The following is a 16,869-nucleotide window of genomic DNA, read 5'->3' on the forward strand; positions in this document are numbered from 1 at the left end:
CCTACTTCTTCATTTTCGGGTCAAGTGCGTCGCGAAGCCCGTCACCGATCAAGTTGATTGCAACTACGGTAACAAGAATACACATGCCTGGCGGTATCCACAGCCAAGGCCGCTTACGGAAATCAATCAAACTGTTTGCGGCCGAGATCATGTTCCCCCAAGAAGGAGTTGGCGGAACGACCCCAACTCCCAAGAAGCTTAACGCTGATTCGTAAATAATGGCTCCGGCTACGCCAAGCGTTGCGGATACGATAATAATCGGAATTGTATTCGGCAGCAGATGACGGAAAATTTTGCGTCGGTCTTTAAGGCCCAGCGCTTCCGTTGCCTGCATAAACTCTTGTTCACGAAGTGTCAATATCTGTCCGCGTACAAGGCGGGAAATTCCACTCCAGCCTAAGATACCTATAATCAACATCAAGAAATAGATTCGCTCAGAAGGATCAACCTTTAAGTCTGACAGCACCGCACCCAAAATGATCAGGATCGGGAGCGTCGGGATCGCCATAAATATATCGGCAATACGCATAATCAGAGTATCGACCCATTTCCGATAGAACCCGGCCAGCGCGCCAAGCGTCGCTCCCACGATAACCGAGATTCCAGTTGCGACAAGACCGACCGTCAGGGAAATCCGGCCTGCAAGCATCATACGCAGAAGAACGTCGCGGCCGAGCTTATCCGTGCCTAGCCAATATTTGGCGCTTGGAGGCAAGTTTTTATCTTTTACACTGTAGTCATACAGTGAATATGGCGAGAACAATGGACCAATAAAACACAGCAAAAACATAAATACGATTATGATAAGTCCGATGACAGCAAGACGGTTTCTGGAAAAACGGCGAATAGCGATCCGCCACGGGGAATCCGGCTGCTTCTTCGGTACTGGTAGATTCGTTTTTAATGGTGCAGCCTCTGCGGACAAATGAATCTCCTCCTACTTTAAGCGAATTCTTGGATCTGCAGTTCCATACAGAACGTCAGACAACAGGTTGCCCAGAAGTGTCAGTACGGATATGAACACCGTGAAACCAAGCATGAACGGATAGTCCCGCATATTGATCGATTCCAGATAAACTTGACCGACCCCTGGCCAAATGAAAATTTTCTCCATGATGATGGCGCCGCCAAACAAAGCTGGCAGCTCAAAGCCCATCAGGGTGATCGCAGGAAGCATGGCATTACGCAGAGCATGCTTGAAAATTACCGTACGTTCTTTCAACCCCTTAGCACGAGCCGTCCGGATGTAATCCTGACGAATAACTTCCAGCATGCTTGTACGGAAATACCGCGTCAAGCTGCCTGTGCTAAGCATCGTGAGTACCGTAACCGGCAAGAACATATGCCAAGCGATATCAACCAATTGTTCCCACGTATTTCCATTCATTCCGGATGTCTTCATACCGCCAACCGGGAACCACCCTAGATCCAACGCTAAAAATTTGATGAGAAGAAGTCCGATGAAGAAAGAGGGCAGTGACATACATAAAAAGATTAATAGCGTAATGATTTTATCGAATAAAGAATACTGGAATTTAGCCGAGAATACGCCGGCAAAAATAGCAATAATCCAACTCAATATCAAACTGAAAATAGCGATGAAAAAGGAGTTCCATACATAATTGCCCATAACGGTTGTAACAGGTTGTTTGTGCACAAGGGAATCTCCGAGATTACCCTTCAGCATATTGCCGACCCATGTAAGATAACGCTCTACTGGCGGCTTATCTAAACCATAAATTTCCCGAAGCTGAGCTGCCTTCTCAGCAGTCATCGTCGGGTTATTCACTGCAGTGATATAGTCACCTGGAACCAATGCTGATATTGCAAATATGATAATCGAAATCCCGATCATTGTCGGGATAATCTGCAGCAGCCTCCGGATAATGTACTGCTTCATAATATTCCTCCCGGCTTATAAGTGGATATGCCCAGCTCTTGCGAGCTGAGCATATGTTTCCTGCTGTTATTGTTGAATTTCGGCTTTATAGAGATCGATGGTGAAGTCTTTGTATGGAGTGATGTCCATGCCGTTGATTCTGCTGTTAATACCCCACATATCGCGTCTTTGATAGATCAAGAGATCCGGAACGTTTTGGTTCAGCACTTGATATGCTTCAGCGTAAGCTGCTTTACGTTCTTCAAGATCAAACGCGTTCAGACCTTTTTTCATAGCTGCATCGTAATCTGGATTGGAGAAGCCGATATCGTTCTGCTGTCCATCTGTAATGTAAACCGTGGAATCCGGATCCGGAGTCAAGCCCCAAGCCGCGAAGAACATTTCGAACTCGCCTTTGTCCTTCTTATCCATGATAGCGTTGAAATCCAACGTTTCAGCAGTCAGTTTGATGCCAAGTTCTTGGTAGTTTTGCGTCATAACCGGAATCAGAGCATCGATAACCGGGTTGTCAGCTGTTGCAGAGAAATGAATTTCGAATTTCTTGCCGTCTTTTTCGCGAGTACCGTCTGCGCCGGCTACCCAACCTGCTTCATCAAGAAGCTGCTTCGCTTTTTCCATGTCGAAATCGTACGGCTCAATGCCTTCGTCCGTGTAAGCCCAGGAAACGCTGGATTGCGGAATATTCAATACGTTCGCATAAGGACCATAGATGATTTCTACTACTTCTGCACGGTTCAAACCGTACATCAATGCTTGACGAACCTTAACGTCTTGGAATTTAGGATCATTGTGGTTCATGGCAACATATCCGTAACCGTTGGTTGGGAAGATGTTGACGTCCAGGAAGCCCATGCCCTTCAATTCTTCTACGTTGTCTTCGTTAACGGTAACCATATCCATATCGATTTCGCCGGATTGGAACATGGCCAATCTGGTTTCTTCAGTTGTAGTCTTGTAAATAACGTTCTTGATTTTCGGTGCGCCCAGGAAGTAGTTAGCGTTAGCTTCGAGTACTACCTCTTGACCTGGGGAGTAGCTCTTCAATACATATTGACCGCTTCCGATTGGTTTAGCGTGCAGATCTTTCATGTACTCCAGGTTGCCTTGCTTGTAACCTTTGCCATAGTAGGCTTCTGGTGCAAAAGCAACCGTACCGAGGTTATCCTTGGTCATTGCATTTGCTTCGGTAACTTCGATTTCAATGGTATTGTCGTCGATGACTTTAATACCGGAGATATCGGTAGCTTTGCCTTCGTTGTACTCTTTACCGCCTTTGATATGAACGGACAACAGATCGGATTGGCCGTCATAGCTGGAATCATGATAAACTTTCATTGCAAAAGCATAGTCTTTTACAGTAACAGGAGTGCCATCGGAATACGTCACGCCTGGCTTCAATTTGAACGTGTACTTCAATTTATCCTCGGAGACTTCTACGCTTTCCGCCAAACGGTTCTGGTACGTTCCGTCGCCTTGAACTGCGAAGAAAGAATCAAAGATAGCGTCTACGACATATTTGTCATAAGCAGTCTGCCAGTAGAACGGGTTAAATACCCCTTTAGGTGCAGTCATACCTACAACAAGCGTGTCTTTACGATTCAATGCAGTTGCTGGATTCAAAGATGGGTCTTCAGCTTCAAAATAGCCTTGGCTTTCGTCACCAGATTCAGCTGGCGGTTCTGTAGTTTCTTCGCCATCGCCTTCAGCTGGTGGAGTTTGCTCCGTTTGATCCCCTTGACTTGGTGGCTGTTCTGCTGTTCCTCCGCCTCCGCAAGCTGCTAATACCGTGATGGCCAGAAGCATGATTGCCAGCAGGAGTGACATTCTTTTCTTCATGCGAATCCTCCTCTTAAAAAATGTTGTTGCATTATAAATTATCAGGACGAATATTGAAATCATCCTTAAATAATTTCGGTACTGAACTTTACGTTCTCTTGGATGTCATTGCATGATGTGAAATAACTTGAAAGTTTTACAGAAAATATACCATTGGTCAATTAGTGCCAAAGTCTCTAGCAATATCTTCTTGCCTATAAAATTAATGTTATGATACGTGTAAATTTAGGTAACGTCAATTACTTTTTTTCATATTTCTCAAAAATCATGTTTTTATCGTCGTTTTCGAGGTTAATAATTAAGTTTATCTCCGTTGTATATCCTTAGTTTACTGAAAATGTATGTAATACCAAGATTTATTTACAATTTATAACTATAATCGCTTTCGGTTTTGTTGAAATTATGTAATGTTATATTACAAATAATTTGAATTCAGCTCTAATATTTTGATTAAGAGTACTAAAAAGTGATTTTCATGTTAAATTATATAACGCCATTCAAGTCTATCTCTGCTCAATCTAGATAAAGTCCATTTTTATGTAATATTTCATCCTAACCGTAAGCTTCAATTCCGTATTAGATGACGCCTGTTTGGAGGTTTTGCCTTTCATGGTTTCGTCCCTCTACTGCACTAAAAGCTTAAAAAAGCAATCCGGGAGCATCTTCCGGATTGCTTTCTCGTTCTGTTTCATGTCAGATTAATCAACCTCGTTCTTTCATACTTACGAACTACAGGTTCTTCACCCAGGCAAGCTTCAAATCCATTTCTTCAATGCACTGCTGATGATCATGCGTATCGTCGGCCACTAAAGGCGTTACCGGATATGTGCGCATCTGTCCGCGGTAAGTATGAAGCAGCGGATGAACCGCATGCCTTCCCTGGATTTCCGGGTCCAGCCACTTGGCCATGTTATCTTCCGACAAGATTGCCGGCATCCGTGTTTCGAACTCCGATATCGCTTCATTTGCATCCGTCATCAGAACCGTGCAGGTTCTCATTTCATTTCCCCTGGCATCCCGCCATGTCTCGTATAGGCCCGCCATACCGAATATTTCATTCTCTCCGATCACGGTCCGTACGGCATAACTCCGTTTGCCAACCGTCCTCCAGTAATATAGTCCGTTGCAAGGTATAACGCAGCGTCTTGTATCAATCGCTTTGCGATAAGTGGGATTCTGATCAACTGTCGTAATATCGGCATTGACCGCGTCTTTTCCCCAATATGGAACCAAGCCCCACCGATACTCATCGAGTACCCGCTCCCCCTGTTCCTGTACAATGACCGGCATGGTTTGGGTAGGACTAATGTTGTACCGGCTCTTGTAGTAATACATGACCCGTTGGATGCCAAAGCGTTGATTCACTTCTTCGAGCCCTGCGGACAGCGAAAATCTTCTGCACATACGACTACCTCCTTTTTCCTTTATCGTTTGGATAATGGAGGAGGAATATGCATAATAAGACTAACATCATGGAGCTTCCACTCCATGTACGCTTGTATCCCTGGAGAGGACATCATTAGATTGAAAAATTTCTGCAATTTTAATGTAATCGCATTATTAAATTTTCCTTACCGCACGGTCGTAACGATGTTCGTCTATCATGTTTGTACACGATAGACATCAAACTTCATACGAGAATAAGAAATAGGCCTCTACCATTCTCTTTTTTCGATATATGAGAAGGATCGCATTCTATATACAAGACAAATATCATGTCGCCCTTCATGCGGAAAGGCGACAGATACTTATATATAATAGAAGGAATTTTTTTAGCCTACTTTGCGATCGGCCTACATTCATGGATTCCTTTATAGCAGGAGCGCCCATTGTTCTTATCATTGTATTGCTTACAATAGACACTGTCCTTTCGAAGTAGACATGATTTCAGGGCTTTAAAACTGGAAAGCTTTACACTAGGCTTGTATTTATCGATCGCTGCTACGCTTTAATAATGTACACTCAGGGGAGACACGATTCTTCCGTGAAGACATTATATCCCAACATTTGGTTAAGCCTGTTTGAAACCGAGGAGGTCTGTCACTGCTCTTGCTTCATATATGATTTAACCTCTGCCTCTCACATGGATACTTTCACGATTTCGCAATGGGCAGCGACGTGGTCTTGCAAGCATCTGCTGACGTTGTTTTCTCAATGACAGTCCGTCACATGACTGAGGTATCCCTTGCGAGATGTTGAAGTAAGCACTTGTGTTGTATACCTAATAAAAAAGCGGCCCAGCCTATGATTAGGCTGAACCGCTTTACACACAAAGGATTACTCCGTTGTGTATGGAAGCAATGCGATTTGACGGGAGCGTTTGATCGCAATCGTCAGGGCACGCTGATATTTAGCGCTAGTACCTGTTACACGACGAGGCAGGATTTTTCCGCGCTCGCTGATGAATTTCTTGAGCAGGTCTGTATCTTTATAGTCAATGTGAGTAATTTTATTCACAGTGAAGAAACATACTTTACGACGCTTGTTGCGGCCGCCGCGGCGTGCCGGTCTTTTGTCGTTGTCTCCGCCTTCTCTTTGTTTAAAAGCCATGTGTTGTCAGTCCTTTCCGTATTAAAATGGCAAATCATCATCCGAAATATCGATCGGTTTTCCTTCATCGGAAAAAGGATCCTGATTGTTGTTTCGCGAGTAGTTATTGTTCCCCCGGTTTCCGCCACCGCTATTGCTGTTGCTTCCTCCGTTGAACGATGATTCCTCACGATTTCCTCCGCCACCGCTTGTTTCACGGTTTGACTCCAAGAAGCGAACATTATCGGCAATGACTTCGGTGACGTATACACGCTTACCTTCGTTATTCTCGTAATTCCGCACTTGAATGCGCCCTTCTACAGCCGTCAGACGGCCTTTGCGCAGATAGTTCGCACAAGTCTCCGCAAGCTGTCTCCAGGTCACGACCGGAATGAAATCCGCTTCGCGCTCCCCGCCTTGTCCAGTAAACGGACGATCAACAGCAAGTGTAAATTGCGTTACAGCAACACCTGAAGGAGTATATCGCAGCTCGGGATCCTTAGTCAGTCGGCCAATCAAAATGACACGGTTCAACAATCCAATCCCCTCCTTAGAACGAAATCAATTACAAAGTTTGGTTCGTATTAAGCAACGTCGTTCGTGATGAGATAACGAATGACTTCGTCAGAAATCTTCATGAGACGCTCAAGCTCAGCTACAACTTCAGGTGTTGCGTTGAAGTTTACCAGAACGTAGACGCCATCACGGAATTTCTTGATCTCATACGCAAGACGGCGTTTACCCATTACGTCATGCTTTGTAATTTCTCCGCCGTTGGAGATGATGCCTTGGAATTTATCGACTGCAGCTTGAACAGCTTCTTGTTCAATGTCAGGACGAATAATGTACATCACTTCATATTTGCGCATATGTTTCACCTCCTTATGGACTTCGGCCCTCAATCGATGTTGAGAGCAAGGAGCGAGTCTAACTCGCACCATAATACTATATCAGAACGGATGATCGGATGCAAGTTTCTTTTCGATTCCAAACATGCCCTCTTCCCTTTATTACCGCGCCTTTCTCTCTTTCCCTGCAATGATTTAAGGTCTGATGGCGCATGATAATACATGCAGTCCATCCATCATAATGAGGAGGAATTCCATAATGGGAGAACAGACCGAATTTCGTGCAGGCGACAAAGCGCCAAACAACGGCGTTTATATGGAAGTTGGCGTTAGAGACCATATTATGGGCATCGAGAACCCGCGTCAAATTAAAATGAGCAAGGGCGACACCTTTCCTGAAACTCAAAATGATGATCGCGTATGGTTAAACAAGCGTCGGGTGCAGCCTAAGTAACAGCCTGGAGCGTTCCAGACCCATGTATTGTTCGGCGCCCTATTGCATCCTGAGATTGCCCCAGGTCCGAGCTTTGTCAAAATGGCTGTGGTCCAAGCAATGAATGCTGACCATTTACTCTAAATTGTCATTCGTTGAAATTAGCATGTATACAAACAGCCCTTTATGCGCACATTATAATCAGGCGGTGCATGAGAGAGGTGTGGTTCCGTTGAACGTTGCAACTGAACAACGCAGAAGGTTTCTGATCGTCGCACGAATTGCAAGCTGAGGAAATGAGCCGAATGCTTGACCTTTAGGACAAGTGAAGCTGTTGACAAGGTTCGCAGAAGTGCTGATAAAATGATTCCAATTCACAAGCACCGCCTACCCAGAAAGAAGGGCCCTAATGGGCCCTTCTTTTTATGTTCATATCCGCTTCCTGATCTGGAGTCATCCTCTCGACAACGAAAAACACCCTCATGCAAGTCATCTGTCCTGCATGAGGGTGTTTTATTCAAAGGCGTTGGTACAGCTTATCGCCTCGGCTTATGTAACAATATCGTCTGTATCCATAACAGCGGAACTTAGAACGATTGGTGGCGGAAAGGGTGGGATTCGAACCCACGCACGCCTTGCGACGCCTAGCTGATTTCGAGTCACATTTTCGTTATCGTTTCCGGTATAACTGGCGTTGTATCAACGTTCAGCTTACGGCCACATAACGGATTGATTCGGTCTCATCTACGCTTATCAGATTAGTTTCTACTATTATATAGTGTATTCTTTCCGGAGACAAGCGCGGATATCCCGAGTTTAAAAAACTTGGCGGAAATTTTTAGCGAATCGGACTTCGTTAGGTTTACCATATATTGGGTCCATGAGTTATTTTTATTGCGCGGACGGTGGGGTCACCTGATTTCGGGTTCGTTCGCTGCCTACCCGCCCCCCCTTTCGCGGGATCTACCGTTATGCATACGTTATTCATCGCGATACCTAGCTGATTGATAATCATAACGGTGTCGTCTAACGCTGCAATCCGCGTAGTTACGCCATTAGTCCGATAACGTCCGATTATGCATCGAATTCAAGCCGTTTATACACCGTTTTAGCGCATAAATATGCGGATTGACCCCCTGAAATTTTCGAGGACACGTCCGTCCCAGGCATGCGGCGGATAATTTCGCTAGTAGTCGTGCGCAGTCGGCTACGGAAAATTTCCGAAAAGTGTAGTTTTGTAACAGGTTAATCGCGATTAGATTACCGCCAAATCATCGGCTATTCCTCGTAAATACAGCCGTTTTTAGCCATTCCGCAGACATTTCGGATAATCCGACTAAATTGTCCGTTTTTGTTACAACCATCCGGAAGCTATAAAGAATCGTTCTACTTGCGCAGGCGTATCGAGATCCCATCGGGCCTTTCTGCGAGGATGTCTAGCGCGTACCTTCCGCATTATGACTTTGTGCAATTCCTTGTCGAAGTCCTCACGTTGTCGCCACCGGTATAAAGTCATACGGCTAATCCCGAGAATATGCGCTATGTCTTCGTGATTGCGCGATGGTACATCCGATAATAACTCGATCGCGGCAAAATGACGCTCATTCAACGGCAGCCTACGTGAACGGCGTTTCTTCTTCTTCGCCATACTAACGTACCTCCTTCGTAAATAAAAAAGGCGGAACCACTAGCGCAGTGTTAAACGCCAATGATTCCGCAAGTGTTAATTATTGCGCCAGCAAGCGTGCAAGTCCTCCCGCAATCTTTTCGATATCGGCTTCTTCACGCACAACCATACTGCTAATGTTAATCGTAAATGGGCGCGCAGAACTGCCACCATTGGCGCCGCTCTCGCCCCTCCAGCGTTTGGCCTCTTCGCGAGTTAATACGGCCTCACCAGCGTGTAATCTCGCTGGCATATTATTGTACGGAACATTCCGGATACCTCCGTTAAAGCCAACGGCATCAGTTAACGAACCCCATAGCGATTTAGGTTGCGGCGCCCTCATTTCGGATGGACCACCATACATAGGCGTATTGTTATCCGCTTCGCTCATCTTCTGATTGAACTCGACAAGACGTTTAGTTTGCGCAGTATTTCCACCAGGCACGAGGCTCTTCACAGCCTCCGGCAGCTCGAACGTGCTCATAATACCCTGGCGTATGCCTTCGCCTATCCCTGCGCCTAATCTTATAGCCGCGTCCAATACCGGTTTGGAGTTCTTGAGGACGCTCGCCACGACTTCCGTAATTTGCTCGGCTGCTGCCGTCACTGTCGTTTTACCGCTTGCGCTCCACCAATTTCTAAACTCGTCTCCGAACGCATCAAAGACGAATGCAATTTTCTGTTTGATTGTTTCGAGGTTTTGGAACTCTGGATTGTTAATAAATTTCTCATTAATCCATGAAGTAGCTCTACGTACGGCATCAACTGCGCCTGAAACGAGGCCGCTAAAGACGTCCGTTCCCCACGCTTTTAACTTTGCGAAGTCCGCGCTATTTAGCCACTTATTGAAGTCCTGCAACAGCGGATTTATCTTGCGCAAACCCTCCGTACCCATTTCGCGGAATGCGCGGTTTATCTGGCCGATTGATTTGCGGTACTGGCCAAGTGTTGTTTTCGACTGGGCTTCGAGTAGCTCGTTGGATGCGCCGATCTTTGTCAGATAGCGATCTAGATTGTCTAGTTGCTCGTTTAACGGCAGGTTCTTCCACTGATTTAAGACCGATCGAGGTAATTCGAATCGCTCAACCAATGAAACAGCATCTCCACTAAAATACTCACGCAATGCATAAGCACCACCGGCTATGCCAGCTTCACTGTCCATCGCCCCGAGGCGCTCGGCCAGGTTCACCATACGCTTAATTTGTCCGATATCCTTTGTCGTCGGAATGAACGATTTACCTGCGTCTAGGAAGTCGTCCATCGTAAACATCGAGACATCTGCACGGCTCTGCACGAAATCAAGGTACTGCCTGGCGTTCTTCTCGCTCTCCTTGCCAAACATTGCCTTGACGGTTACCTCTCTACTCTCGTACTGACTTGCTGCGCCGATCGTTTTATCGAATAGCGATTTAGCACCTCTCGCCGTCACATAAGCCGCCCCAAGCGCAGCCACCTGTCGAGTTAAGCCCGCCGTTGAACGTGCGGCACCGCTCATCATGCCGGCGCTCGACCTTACGGCCCTTCCGGTACCAATTGCGGCCGACTTAGCGTGATCCAGCATACGAGCGAGGCCTCGTGTTTCCGCCGCTGCGTGTTCCTGCGCTCTGGCCGCCATTCGGCTCGTTTGTGCAAGCTCATCTGTCGCTCTTCTGGCTCGATCCGTCTGCCTGCGTACCTTGTCCAGCGTCCGGGTTGCGCCATCATCCTTTATCCGAATTTTCCCGAGTAATTCAAACGACAATGTATTTCGCCTCCTCGCAATAAGCTAAGTAGCGCCGGGACTTCTTAAATATGCGTTCTCTTTGGCGCCTCCATCCGCGACTCTCGTATCTGTAACTGCGTAGCCCGTAGACCGCCGGCAGCAGTCCGAAGATATCAACGTCGTCATACTCTTTGCGTAGCCTGGCGTATTCTTCTTCCGTCGGCTTGCCGCTTATCAGCATGTCGTACAGCTCCGCGGCTTCGATCGTAAGTTCATCGGCCTTTTGTAAATCAATCATTCGTCACACCTCCATAATTAAAGAAGCGAGTCGTTAGACCCGCCTCTGTCTCTGCTTCTCTCTTTCTGCTTGCTTTCGCGCCTTCTCTTCTTCCTCTAGCACGAGCAACTCAGAAGCGTACATGAATATCTGATGGCGCTTCTCCTTCGCATAAACTTCGTCCGGCGGTATGTGGTGTCGCTGGTAGATAACATGGAGTAAATATGGGACACCTCCCGCCTTGATTAGTTTTTTGCGTCTTCGATTAGCTCTTCCTCGTTGCCAAATCCGGAAAGGTTGAGAATTGCCTGCAGAACCTTCGACATTTCGCCAGGTAGTAGTGCCTTGGTCACACAATCCGCATCGTCAGCCGCACCATAGTGAGCCTTTAGCGCCTTGTCGTTAAAGTCCGGATCAACGCAGCCTTTGACGATTACCAGCGTGTTAAACAATTGGTCATCTGATGTTTTGCCTCCTTTACCGTCCGGTTTCGATGCGCGGTCGCCAATCTTGCGCATATCTTCATTACCAAGTGCTTTAATCGTGAAATGTGTTTTCAATCGCGGAATATATACCTCGTTCGTCAGTTCAAGCGTTGCGCCAAGTAATGCGTCTAATCCTGGTTTTGTCTGTGTTTGCTTTGCCATTTAAAATTCCCCCTGATAATTATTAGTTGAAATAAAAGAGCCGTCCGAAGACAGCTCCCGTGAATAAGTCCATTATTCAAATGTAATCGTCGCGATAGTTCCGTCCGCTGTATACCTCGTTGTCACTTGCGTCTTATAAGCGTCGGACAGCGTCACGCCTTGCGGCAACTTCACGGCAAGATTGACGCCCGTTTCCTTGCGGTCGGTCAAGAAGATGAGCGCGCCGTCTAAATTTTCCTCGATAATCTGCGGTACGTGCTTTTCGAAGCCGGTTCCGCCGTACTTGCCGAGGTAAAGCGGCTTTACTCCGTTATCAAACTCGATAGATGCGCCCCAGGAGTACGAGTCGTATCGTTCTTGAAATCTCTTTGTTATCGTAATTGTTCCGTTCATATTAATTCCCCCTATTATAATTTTCCGCGCAATCTACCGCGCGACTTTAAGCTCTGATACATATCCCGTCCGACTTGTCCGAGATCTCGCGGTTTAGGTTCTGGTCTACGACCGTTCCCCGGATTCGGGTCAACCCCGTGCGTTTCTTTCTGTTGTAACTGCTTAACACGAACTAGGATCGGCAAGTCATCGCCAAATTCAGATATCGCGGCCAGGATATCCCGTTCGTTATCCGCGTCAATGTGTTCGATTGCGTAGTCGATTTCCTCCGGTTTTAATCCGAGCTTAGCGAGCGTCTGGCGCTTAATTGCCGTTGTTAACTCGCTGATCTTATCAGTTAAGGCCTCGACCTCTTCCGGCGTGTGCGTCTTCTCGGCTGGCGGCTGCCCCTCGCCTTCTACTTCCTCCGCGAATAGCTGCAGGTTCAGCGGCAGCCTGAAACGTTTATCCATATTACTCACCTGCCTTTAACGCATACTCGCGATCCGTCTTGTACTGGCCGGATACCTCTGCCGCAAGATAACCGTCTTTATATGTCCGGTGTGTCTTCGTCAGTTGATCGTACATAACATCTGGCGTATGGTCCTTTTGAATCTGCGTGAGAATCTTATACTGCAGTCCGGAATCTCCCGTTTTAAGCTGCGCTACCATCGCGTCAAAGTGTTTGGCCTTATCGCCGGCCAGCGTTTTAACCTCGTCATATCGACGCAATAGCTCCGTCTTAGTCGGCCCATCCATTGCCGGCAGTTGTGCGCGCAGGAGGGCGGCGACGTCTTCCGGATTACTTGTCCGCAGGTTAATAAGCACGCCGTCTACGAACGCTTTGGCCTCTGGCGTCACAGGCTCCGTTTTAAAGGCGTCCTGTGCGGCGACAATGGATAGCGCCTGCAGCTCCGTTTGATACTTCTGCTTAAGTGCGGCCACCGTCTCGTCCAACTTATCGCGCGCCTCTAAGACGCGGTACTGGCGCTCATGGGGACTTAGAACGACGTTCTTATCGATTTGGTCCGCATGTGACCGGTAAGCCTCTACCGCGCGATTAATCTGCATCTGGTAATTGTTCAGCGTTGGGAAGTCCGCCTTAACGGCGCACCCTTCGCTCACTAACTGCGCCGCCTTTGCCGTGTCGACATCGTAAATCCTGCCGGATTCGCGTCTAATATGGCCGTCAGTGTGATCTCGAAGCATGTAAACGTTATTCATATACTGTTTCCTCCTCGTATTGTGTTGCGTTGAGTGCGTGCCAATCTACGTACGGCGACCCGTTGGAATCGATAATACATGTCGCGTCTTCGCCGATCGTCTCCTGGGCAAGAACTACTGCCTCAGACAGCGAGAAGTTAACAGCCTCTTCCGGTTTTACGTTGGCGTATTCACGTTCGAATCGCGTTGGCTGCTCGTCAATAAAGACCGTGGTATCCGTGGCGTACTCGCAGAATCCAACCTCGTAAACCCGATGATGCACGTAGTAATCCGCCGGTTTTGTCATTATTTTCTACCTCCGATTAATTTGATTTTTACGGCATGGTTGCGGCCCTTGGCGTCTTCTCCGATTTCAAACGAAATTCTCTCACCATATGAGAGCCACCCGAGGCCAGGTTCTATTGACTCGTTAATATGAAAGAATAAGCGCTCGCCCGTGCCGTCGACATCTACGAAACCATAGCCCTTCGGGTCGTTAAATTTGCGCACGGTGCCGGTTAAACGCTTCGAGCTTGTTTCAGCTTCCATTATTCCAGTGACGATAGCCTTTCCGATGTCTTTGCCGAGGTTACTTGCGGCTTTCTGCAAACTATTTCCGCGAGTGCTTTTTCCGAGGCTCGGTCCTATGGTTTCTATCTCATCCCCTGTTCCCGGCCCACCACTCCAGGTTTTTGTGTTGATAAATGACTTAAATTCTTCGATAAATGATTTCATTGCTCATTACCTCCGTTTTTTATGTTTTGTGGTAACCATCATCGGCGCGAACCGGTGTATGAACTCCTCGGAGACCGCCTCGCCGTAATGAATCGTATACTCGGCTCCGTCTTCATCTCGCAAGGTGACGAGTCTTCGGTAATACTCGATGGGCTCGATTGATACGACCCGTATTTGCTTAGCCACTGACTGCCGCCTCCTCCGAATATGTCCAGCGCTTCAATAATGCCGCCACGCACCATAGCCTGGCCGACACCATATGTCTTCTTAGGCGAAGTTTCTTTGCAGAACTCGATTGTAAGTTTCTCGATTAGCCGGCATCGTTTAACGTCATCCAGGTCGCACCAAGTTTCGATATTGATCCGGCTGCCTACGAACCTAATCAACTCGTCATATAACTCCGGCACCTCATCTACTGGAAACGGCTCGAACTTAATCGGCCAACGTGCGCCGTATTCAACACTAATCATCTCAATCGCTCCTCTTCGCAACTTGAGTGTCTAAGAATCTGCAGCGGATACTTTCCTCGCCGCGCCAGACCTTGCAACGAATATCCGCCTTACTCATCGCCTGAAGCAAAACGCACCCGCAATCGCTTCGAAAATAAGGACAGTAATGCTTTGCGTCGGCTTGTTTGTCATTCATGTTCCACCTCTCTTCCTAACGCTTTAGAAGCCTCTTTTCAGCTTTCCGGTATAAACACCCTACCTCGTTAAATTAGCGTCCGAGAACCCGCATCACTACGCGGTTTTTCACGTCCTAAAACGTTAGACTTTGGTCGCCCAATATCGATTCCTAGCCCGATCAGCCGCGCATTGTTTCCGTCTGACCTCGCGACACTCTCCGCAATACTTCGTACGGTTCGACGTCTTAACGATCGGAGTTGAACAGCGCTCGCATGTCGCCGTGTTCTCTTCAAGATTGAAGTAGCGCGATTCTAATTCGGGATCTATCGGCAGCACAGCGCGTTCAAATTCCAGACACCGCATATCACCGGCCTCAATGAACGGTAGCGCCTGCGGATCTTCGCGGAACCATTGGCAGCGTGACTGGCTGTTGGGTTCGTAGCGGCAACCGTCTGTACCGGTGAAGGCTGCGCAGTGATTGCGGGCGAGCGTTTGGATTCTTTTAAGGTTGTTGTTCATGCGTACGCTCCTTTTTGGGCATAAAAATAGCGCTCGGCGTGTGTGCCTGCGCTTATAACCATTCTATTAGTTCGCGTATCGCTTCGGATTTCTCCGGCGTCTCTCCCGGCGGAACAGGGTCCGGCTTTTTCACTTCGCTAATTTGGAATTTTGCCTTTCTCTTCTCTTCGAACTGTTCCTGGTCCGCAGCGCGTCGTCCGTAATACTCCTGTAGCGCAGCGTCGAATCTCGCGATCTGCTCCGGATATAATGCTCTAAACTCGGCTTCGGTTAGCGGCTCATTTACAACGAAAACCTGTTTGTTAGGCTCTCGTAGCCTCCCCTTCTCCATTCTAACCAATCCGCAATCCGTCAGCGCTCTTAGGTGGCGATCAAACGGCTTCCGTCCTATCCCAGTCTGCGCATAGATTTCTTCGCGTGATAACCATACGCAACTATACAGCTTGTGATTCGGATCGTTTTGGCGCCAGGAACGGAGATAAGCGTACAGTCCGGCAGTCTCAATCGTGAAGCCGTCGAGAAGCGTGTACATTCGAAGAACGACGTCCTCAACCATTGTAAACGAATCCTTACCCGTTAGCGTTTGATTAACATTTATCATTTGACTAGTCTCCTTTATTTGAATTGGCGCGTGGTGGCGGCCTAGGGTTCCGTCCGTTTTGGGCGTTACCCCTGTTTGTATATTTGCCTTATAACTTCTTTGCGCAAAGTCATATATGTTAAATACTTATATTGCGATAAATAGTCCGCTAGGAACGTAGTGACGACGCGAGTGAGGAATAGTGTTCTTCTATTCCGAACTATGCCCTTTCGGTTGTATCGTTTTAACCGCGGTATTATTTGTATATATTGCTTAGTAAATATTGCTTAGTAAATATTACTCTGTGTTCCTTTTGGACGTTTTATAATGTCCGTTTTGGGCGTTTTAAAATGCCCTTTTTGGACGTTACCTTGAAAAGTCGCCCATAGCGCTCCTTAACTCATCGCTATCACGGAATACGAATACGTTAAGATGCGGGAATTTTTCATTCTGGCGCAGGTCCTTCAATACAAAACCGCGCTGCATTAAATATCCGGCCAATCGTTGGTAGTGAATGACGCATTCTTTCATTTGACATCCTCCTTATTGCGTTTGAATTATCGTCTCTTCATAAACGGCCATAAGCCGCGCCAGCTTGTCCGGTGTCAACTCTAACTCGCGGACCAGCATATCCGCTCGATACTGCGGTAGCTTGCGATCGCCCGATTCAACATACGAGACAAACCGTCCGGTAACGTTCATCAGTGCGCCAAAGTCCTCGCGTGTTGACCGGTATACTTCACGTAGTTTGCGGAGAGTAACGCCGTCGATCATCATTAATAACGCCTCCTTCGTTCGATTTTAGGAACTAATATGGTAAATAAAAACGCCGCCTTCACGTCGTCAGGCAGGCGACGCGGTGGCAGACTGGATTCCATAGTGCGTAACCGACTGCGTATTTAAAATATACGGTGTCCTTCAAAATAAGAATCTAACTGACTCCTTAAAATATGGGTTGCAAAACTGTGATTTTTGTGATATGGTTAATTAGAATAT

22 protein-coding genes are annotated in these 16,869 nt (G+C 47.2%); 1 reads left to right on the forward strand and 21 read right to left on the reverse strand.

What is annotated here, in order from left to right:
* Position 1: 1 nt before the first annotated feature.
* The 7 genes from opp4C to rpsF all read right to left on the reverse strand — a co-directional run bounded on the left by opp4C (position 2) and on the right by rpsF (position 7,134).
* Positions 2 to 925 (reverse strand): oligopeptide ABC transporter permease, encoded by a 924-nt coding sequence (opp4C, locus tag HMPREF9412_RS10765; protein ID WP_009591529.1) that lies wholly within the window; start codon positions 923 to 925, stop codon positions 2 to 4.
* Between the two features lie 12 nt (positions 926 to 937).
* Positions 938 to 1,900, reverse strand: coding sequence for an ABC transporter permease (locus HMPREF9412_RS10770; protein ID WP_009591558.1), 963 nt, complete (start codon positions 1,898 to 1,900; stop codon positions 938 to 940).
* Positions 1,901 to 1,966: 66 nt separating this feature from the next.
* The gene (locus HMPREF9412_RS10775; protein WP_009591538.1) at positions 1,967 to 3,736 is read right to left on the reverse strand and encodes an ABC transporter substrate-binding protein; all 1,770 of its coding nucleotides are present in this window, start codon (positions 3,734 to 3,736) and stop codon (positions 1,967 to 1,969) included.
* A gap of 729 nt (positions 3,737 to 4,465) precedes the next feature.
* Positions 4,466 to 5,140 (reverse strand): SOS response-associated peptidase, encoded by a 675-nt coding sequence (locus HMPREF9412_RS10780; RefSeq protein WP_009591531.1) that lies wholly within the window; start codon positions 5,138 to 5,140, stop codon positions 4,466 to 4,468.
* Positions 5,141 to 6,013: 873 nt separating this feature from the next.
* Positions 6,014 to 6,286 (reverse strand): 30S ribosomal protein S18, encoded by a 273-nt coding sequence (rpsR, locus tag HMPREF9412_RS10785; protein WP_006207333.1) that lies wholly within the window; start codon positions 6,284 to 6,286, stop codon positions 6,014 to 6,016.
* Positions 6,287 to 6,307: 21 nt separating this feature from the next.
* Positions 6,308 to 6,802 (reverse strand): single-stranded DNA-binding protein, encoded by a 495-nt coding sequence (gene ssb / locus HMPREF9412_RS10790; protein WP_009591476.1) that lies wholly within the window; start codon positions 6,800 to 6,802, stop codon positions 6,308 to 6,310.
* A 47-nt stretch (positions 6,803 to 6,849) separates the two neighbouring features.
* Positions 6,850 to 7,134 (reverse strand): 30S ribosomal protein S6, encoded by a 285-nt coding sequence (gene rpsF, locus HMPREF9412_RS10795; protein ID WP_009591503.1) that lies wholly within the window; start codon positions 7,132 to 7,134, stop codon positions 6,850 to 6,852.
* A gap of 238 nt (positions 7,135 to 7,372) precedes the next feature.
* Between rpsF and HMPREF9412_RS10800 the strand changes: the two genes are divergently transcribed.
* Positions 7,373 to 7,567, forward strand: coding sequence for a YjzC family protein (locus HMPREF9412_RS10800; RefSeq protein ID WP_009591448.1), 195 nt, complete (start codon positions 7,373 to 7,375; stop codon positions 7,565 to 7,567).
* Positions 7,568 to 8,900: 1,333 nt separating this feature from the next.
* On the opposite strand, the gene HMPREF9412_RS33650 is transcribed toward HMPREF9412_RS10800, so the two are convergent.
* From HMPREF9412_RS33650 to HMPREF9412_RS10865, 14 genes are all read right to left on the reverse strand, one after another.
* On the reverse strand, positions 8,901 to 9,194 hold the full coding sequence (locus tag HMPREF9412_RS33650) for a phBC6A51 family helix-turn-helix protein (RefSeq protein ID WP_036671904.1): 294 nt from the start codon (positions 9,192 to 9,194) through the stop codon (positions 8,901 to 8,903).
* Positions 9,195 to 9,273: 79 nt separating this feature from the next.
* A complete protein-coding gene (locus HMPREF9412_RS10810; protein ID WP_009591564.1) occupies positions 9,274 to 10,953 on the reverse strand; it encodes a hypothetical protein in 1,680 nt (559 codons plus the stop codon).
* Positions 10,943 to 11,212, reverse strand: a complete 270-nt coding sequence (locus HMPREF9412_RS10815) for a hypothetical protein (RefSeq protein ID WP_009591542.1) — start codon at positions 11,210 to 11,212, stop codon at positions 10,943 to 10,945. Before HMPREF9412_RS10815 ends, HMPREF9412_RS10810 begins: the two co-directional genes overlap by 11 nt.
* 224 nt (positions 11,213 to 11,436) lie before the next feature.
* Complete coding sequence (locus HMPREF9412_RS10820) at positions 11,437 to 11,838, reverse strand: phage tail assembly chaperone (protein WP_009591505.1); 402 nt, start codon at positions 11,836 to 11,838, stop codon at positions 11,437 to 11,439.
* Between the two features lie 72 nt (positions 11,839 to 11,910).
* The gene (locus HMPREF9412_RS10825) at positions 11,911 to 12,231 is read right to left on the reverse strand and encodes a hypothetical protein (protein WP_009591508.1); all 321 of its coding nucleotides are present in this window, start codon (positions 12,229 to 12,231) and stop codon (positions 11,911 to 11,913) included.
* Positions 12,232 to 12,245: 14 nt separating this feature from the next.
* Positions 12,246 to 12,683 (reverse strand): hypothetical protein, encoded by a 438-nt coding sequence (locus tag HMPREF9412_RS10830; protein ID WP_009591477.1) that lies wholly within the window; start codon positions 12,681 to 12,683, stop codon positions 12,246 to 12,248.
* A 1-nt stretch (position 12,684) separates the two neighbouring features.
* Entirely contained in the window at positions 12,685 to 13,434 is a 750-nt protein-coding gene (locus HMPREF9412_RS10835) for a hypothetical protein (protein ID WP_009591526.1), read from the reverse strand.
* Complete coding sequence (locus HMPREF9412_RS10840) at positions 13,427 to 13,720, reverse strand: hypothetical protein (RefSeq protein WP_009591523.1); 294 nt, start codon at positions 13,718 to 13,720, stop codon at positions 13,427 to 13,429. The genes HMPREF9412_RS10835 and HMPREF9412_RS10840 overlap by 8 nt, the downstream gene beginning before the upstream one ends.
* On the reverse strand, positions 13,720 to 14,148 hold the full coding sequence (locus tag HMPREF9412_RS31685) for a cold-shock protein (RefSeq protein ID WP_050802808.1): 429 nt from the start codon (positions 14,146 to 14,148) through the stop codon (positions 13,720 to 13,722). Before HMPREF9412_RS31685 ends, HMPREF9412_RS10840 begins: the two co-directional genes overlap by 1 nt.
* A gap of 6 nt (positions 14,149 to 14,154) precedes the next feature.
* Complete coding sequence (locus HMPREF9412_RS32525) at positions 14,155 to 14,334, reverse strand: hypothetical protein (RefSeq protein ID WP_009591549.1); 180 nt, start codon at positions 14,332 to 14,334, stop codon at positions 14,155 to 14,157.
* Positions 14,335 to 14,915: 581 nt separating this feature from the next.
* Positions 14,916 to 15,293, reverse strand: coding sequence for a hypothetical protein (locus HMPREF9412_RS10855; RefSeq protein WP_036671908.1), 378 nt, complete (start codon positions 15,291 to 15,293; stop codon positions 14,916 to 14,918).
* Positions 15,294 to 15,345: 52 nt separating this feature from the next.
* The gene (locus HMPREF9412_RS10860) at positions 15,346 to 15,894 is read right to left on the reverse strand and encodes a hypothetical protein (RefSeq protein WP_009591545.1); all 549 of its coding nucleotides are present in this window, start codon (positions 15,892 to 15,894) and stop codon (positions 15,346 to 15,348) included.
* A gap of 345 nt (positions 15,895 to 16,239) precedes the next feature.
* Positions 16,240 to 16,404: a DUF5659 domain-containing protein gene (locus tag HMPREF9412_RS32870; RefSeq protein WP_009591517.1), complete on the reverse strand. Its 165-nt coding sequence runs from the start codon at positions 16,402 to 16,404 to the stop codon at positions 16,240 to 16,242.
* A gap of 12 nt (positions 16,405 to 16,416) precedes the next feature.
* A complete protein-coding gene (locus tag HMPREF9412_RS10865; RefSeq protein ID WP_009591555.1) occupies positions 16,417 to 16,650 on the reverse strand; it encodes a helix-turn-helix domain-containing protein in 234 nt (77 codons plus the stop codon).
* Positions 16,651 to 16,869 lie beyond the last annotated feature (219 nt).

The sequence above is a fragment of the Paenibacillus sp. HGF5 genome (assembly GCF_000204455.1).
GTDB classification, from domain to species: domain Bacteria; phylum Bacillota; class Bacilli; order Paenibacillales; family Paenibacillaceae; genus Paenibacillus_AQ; species Paenibacillus_AQ lautus_A.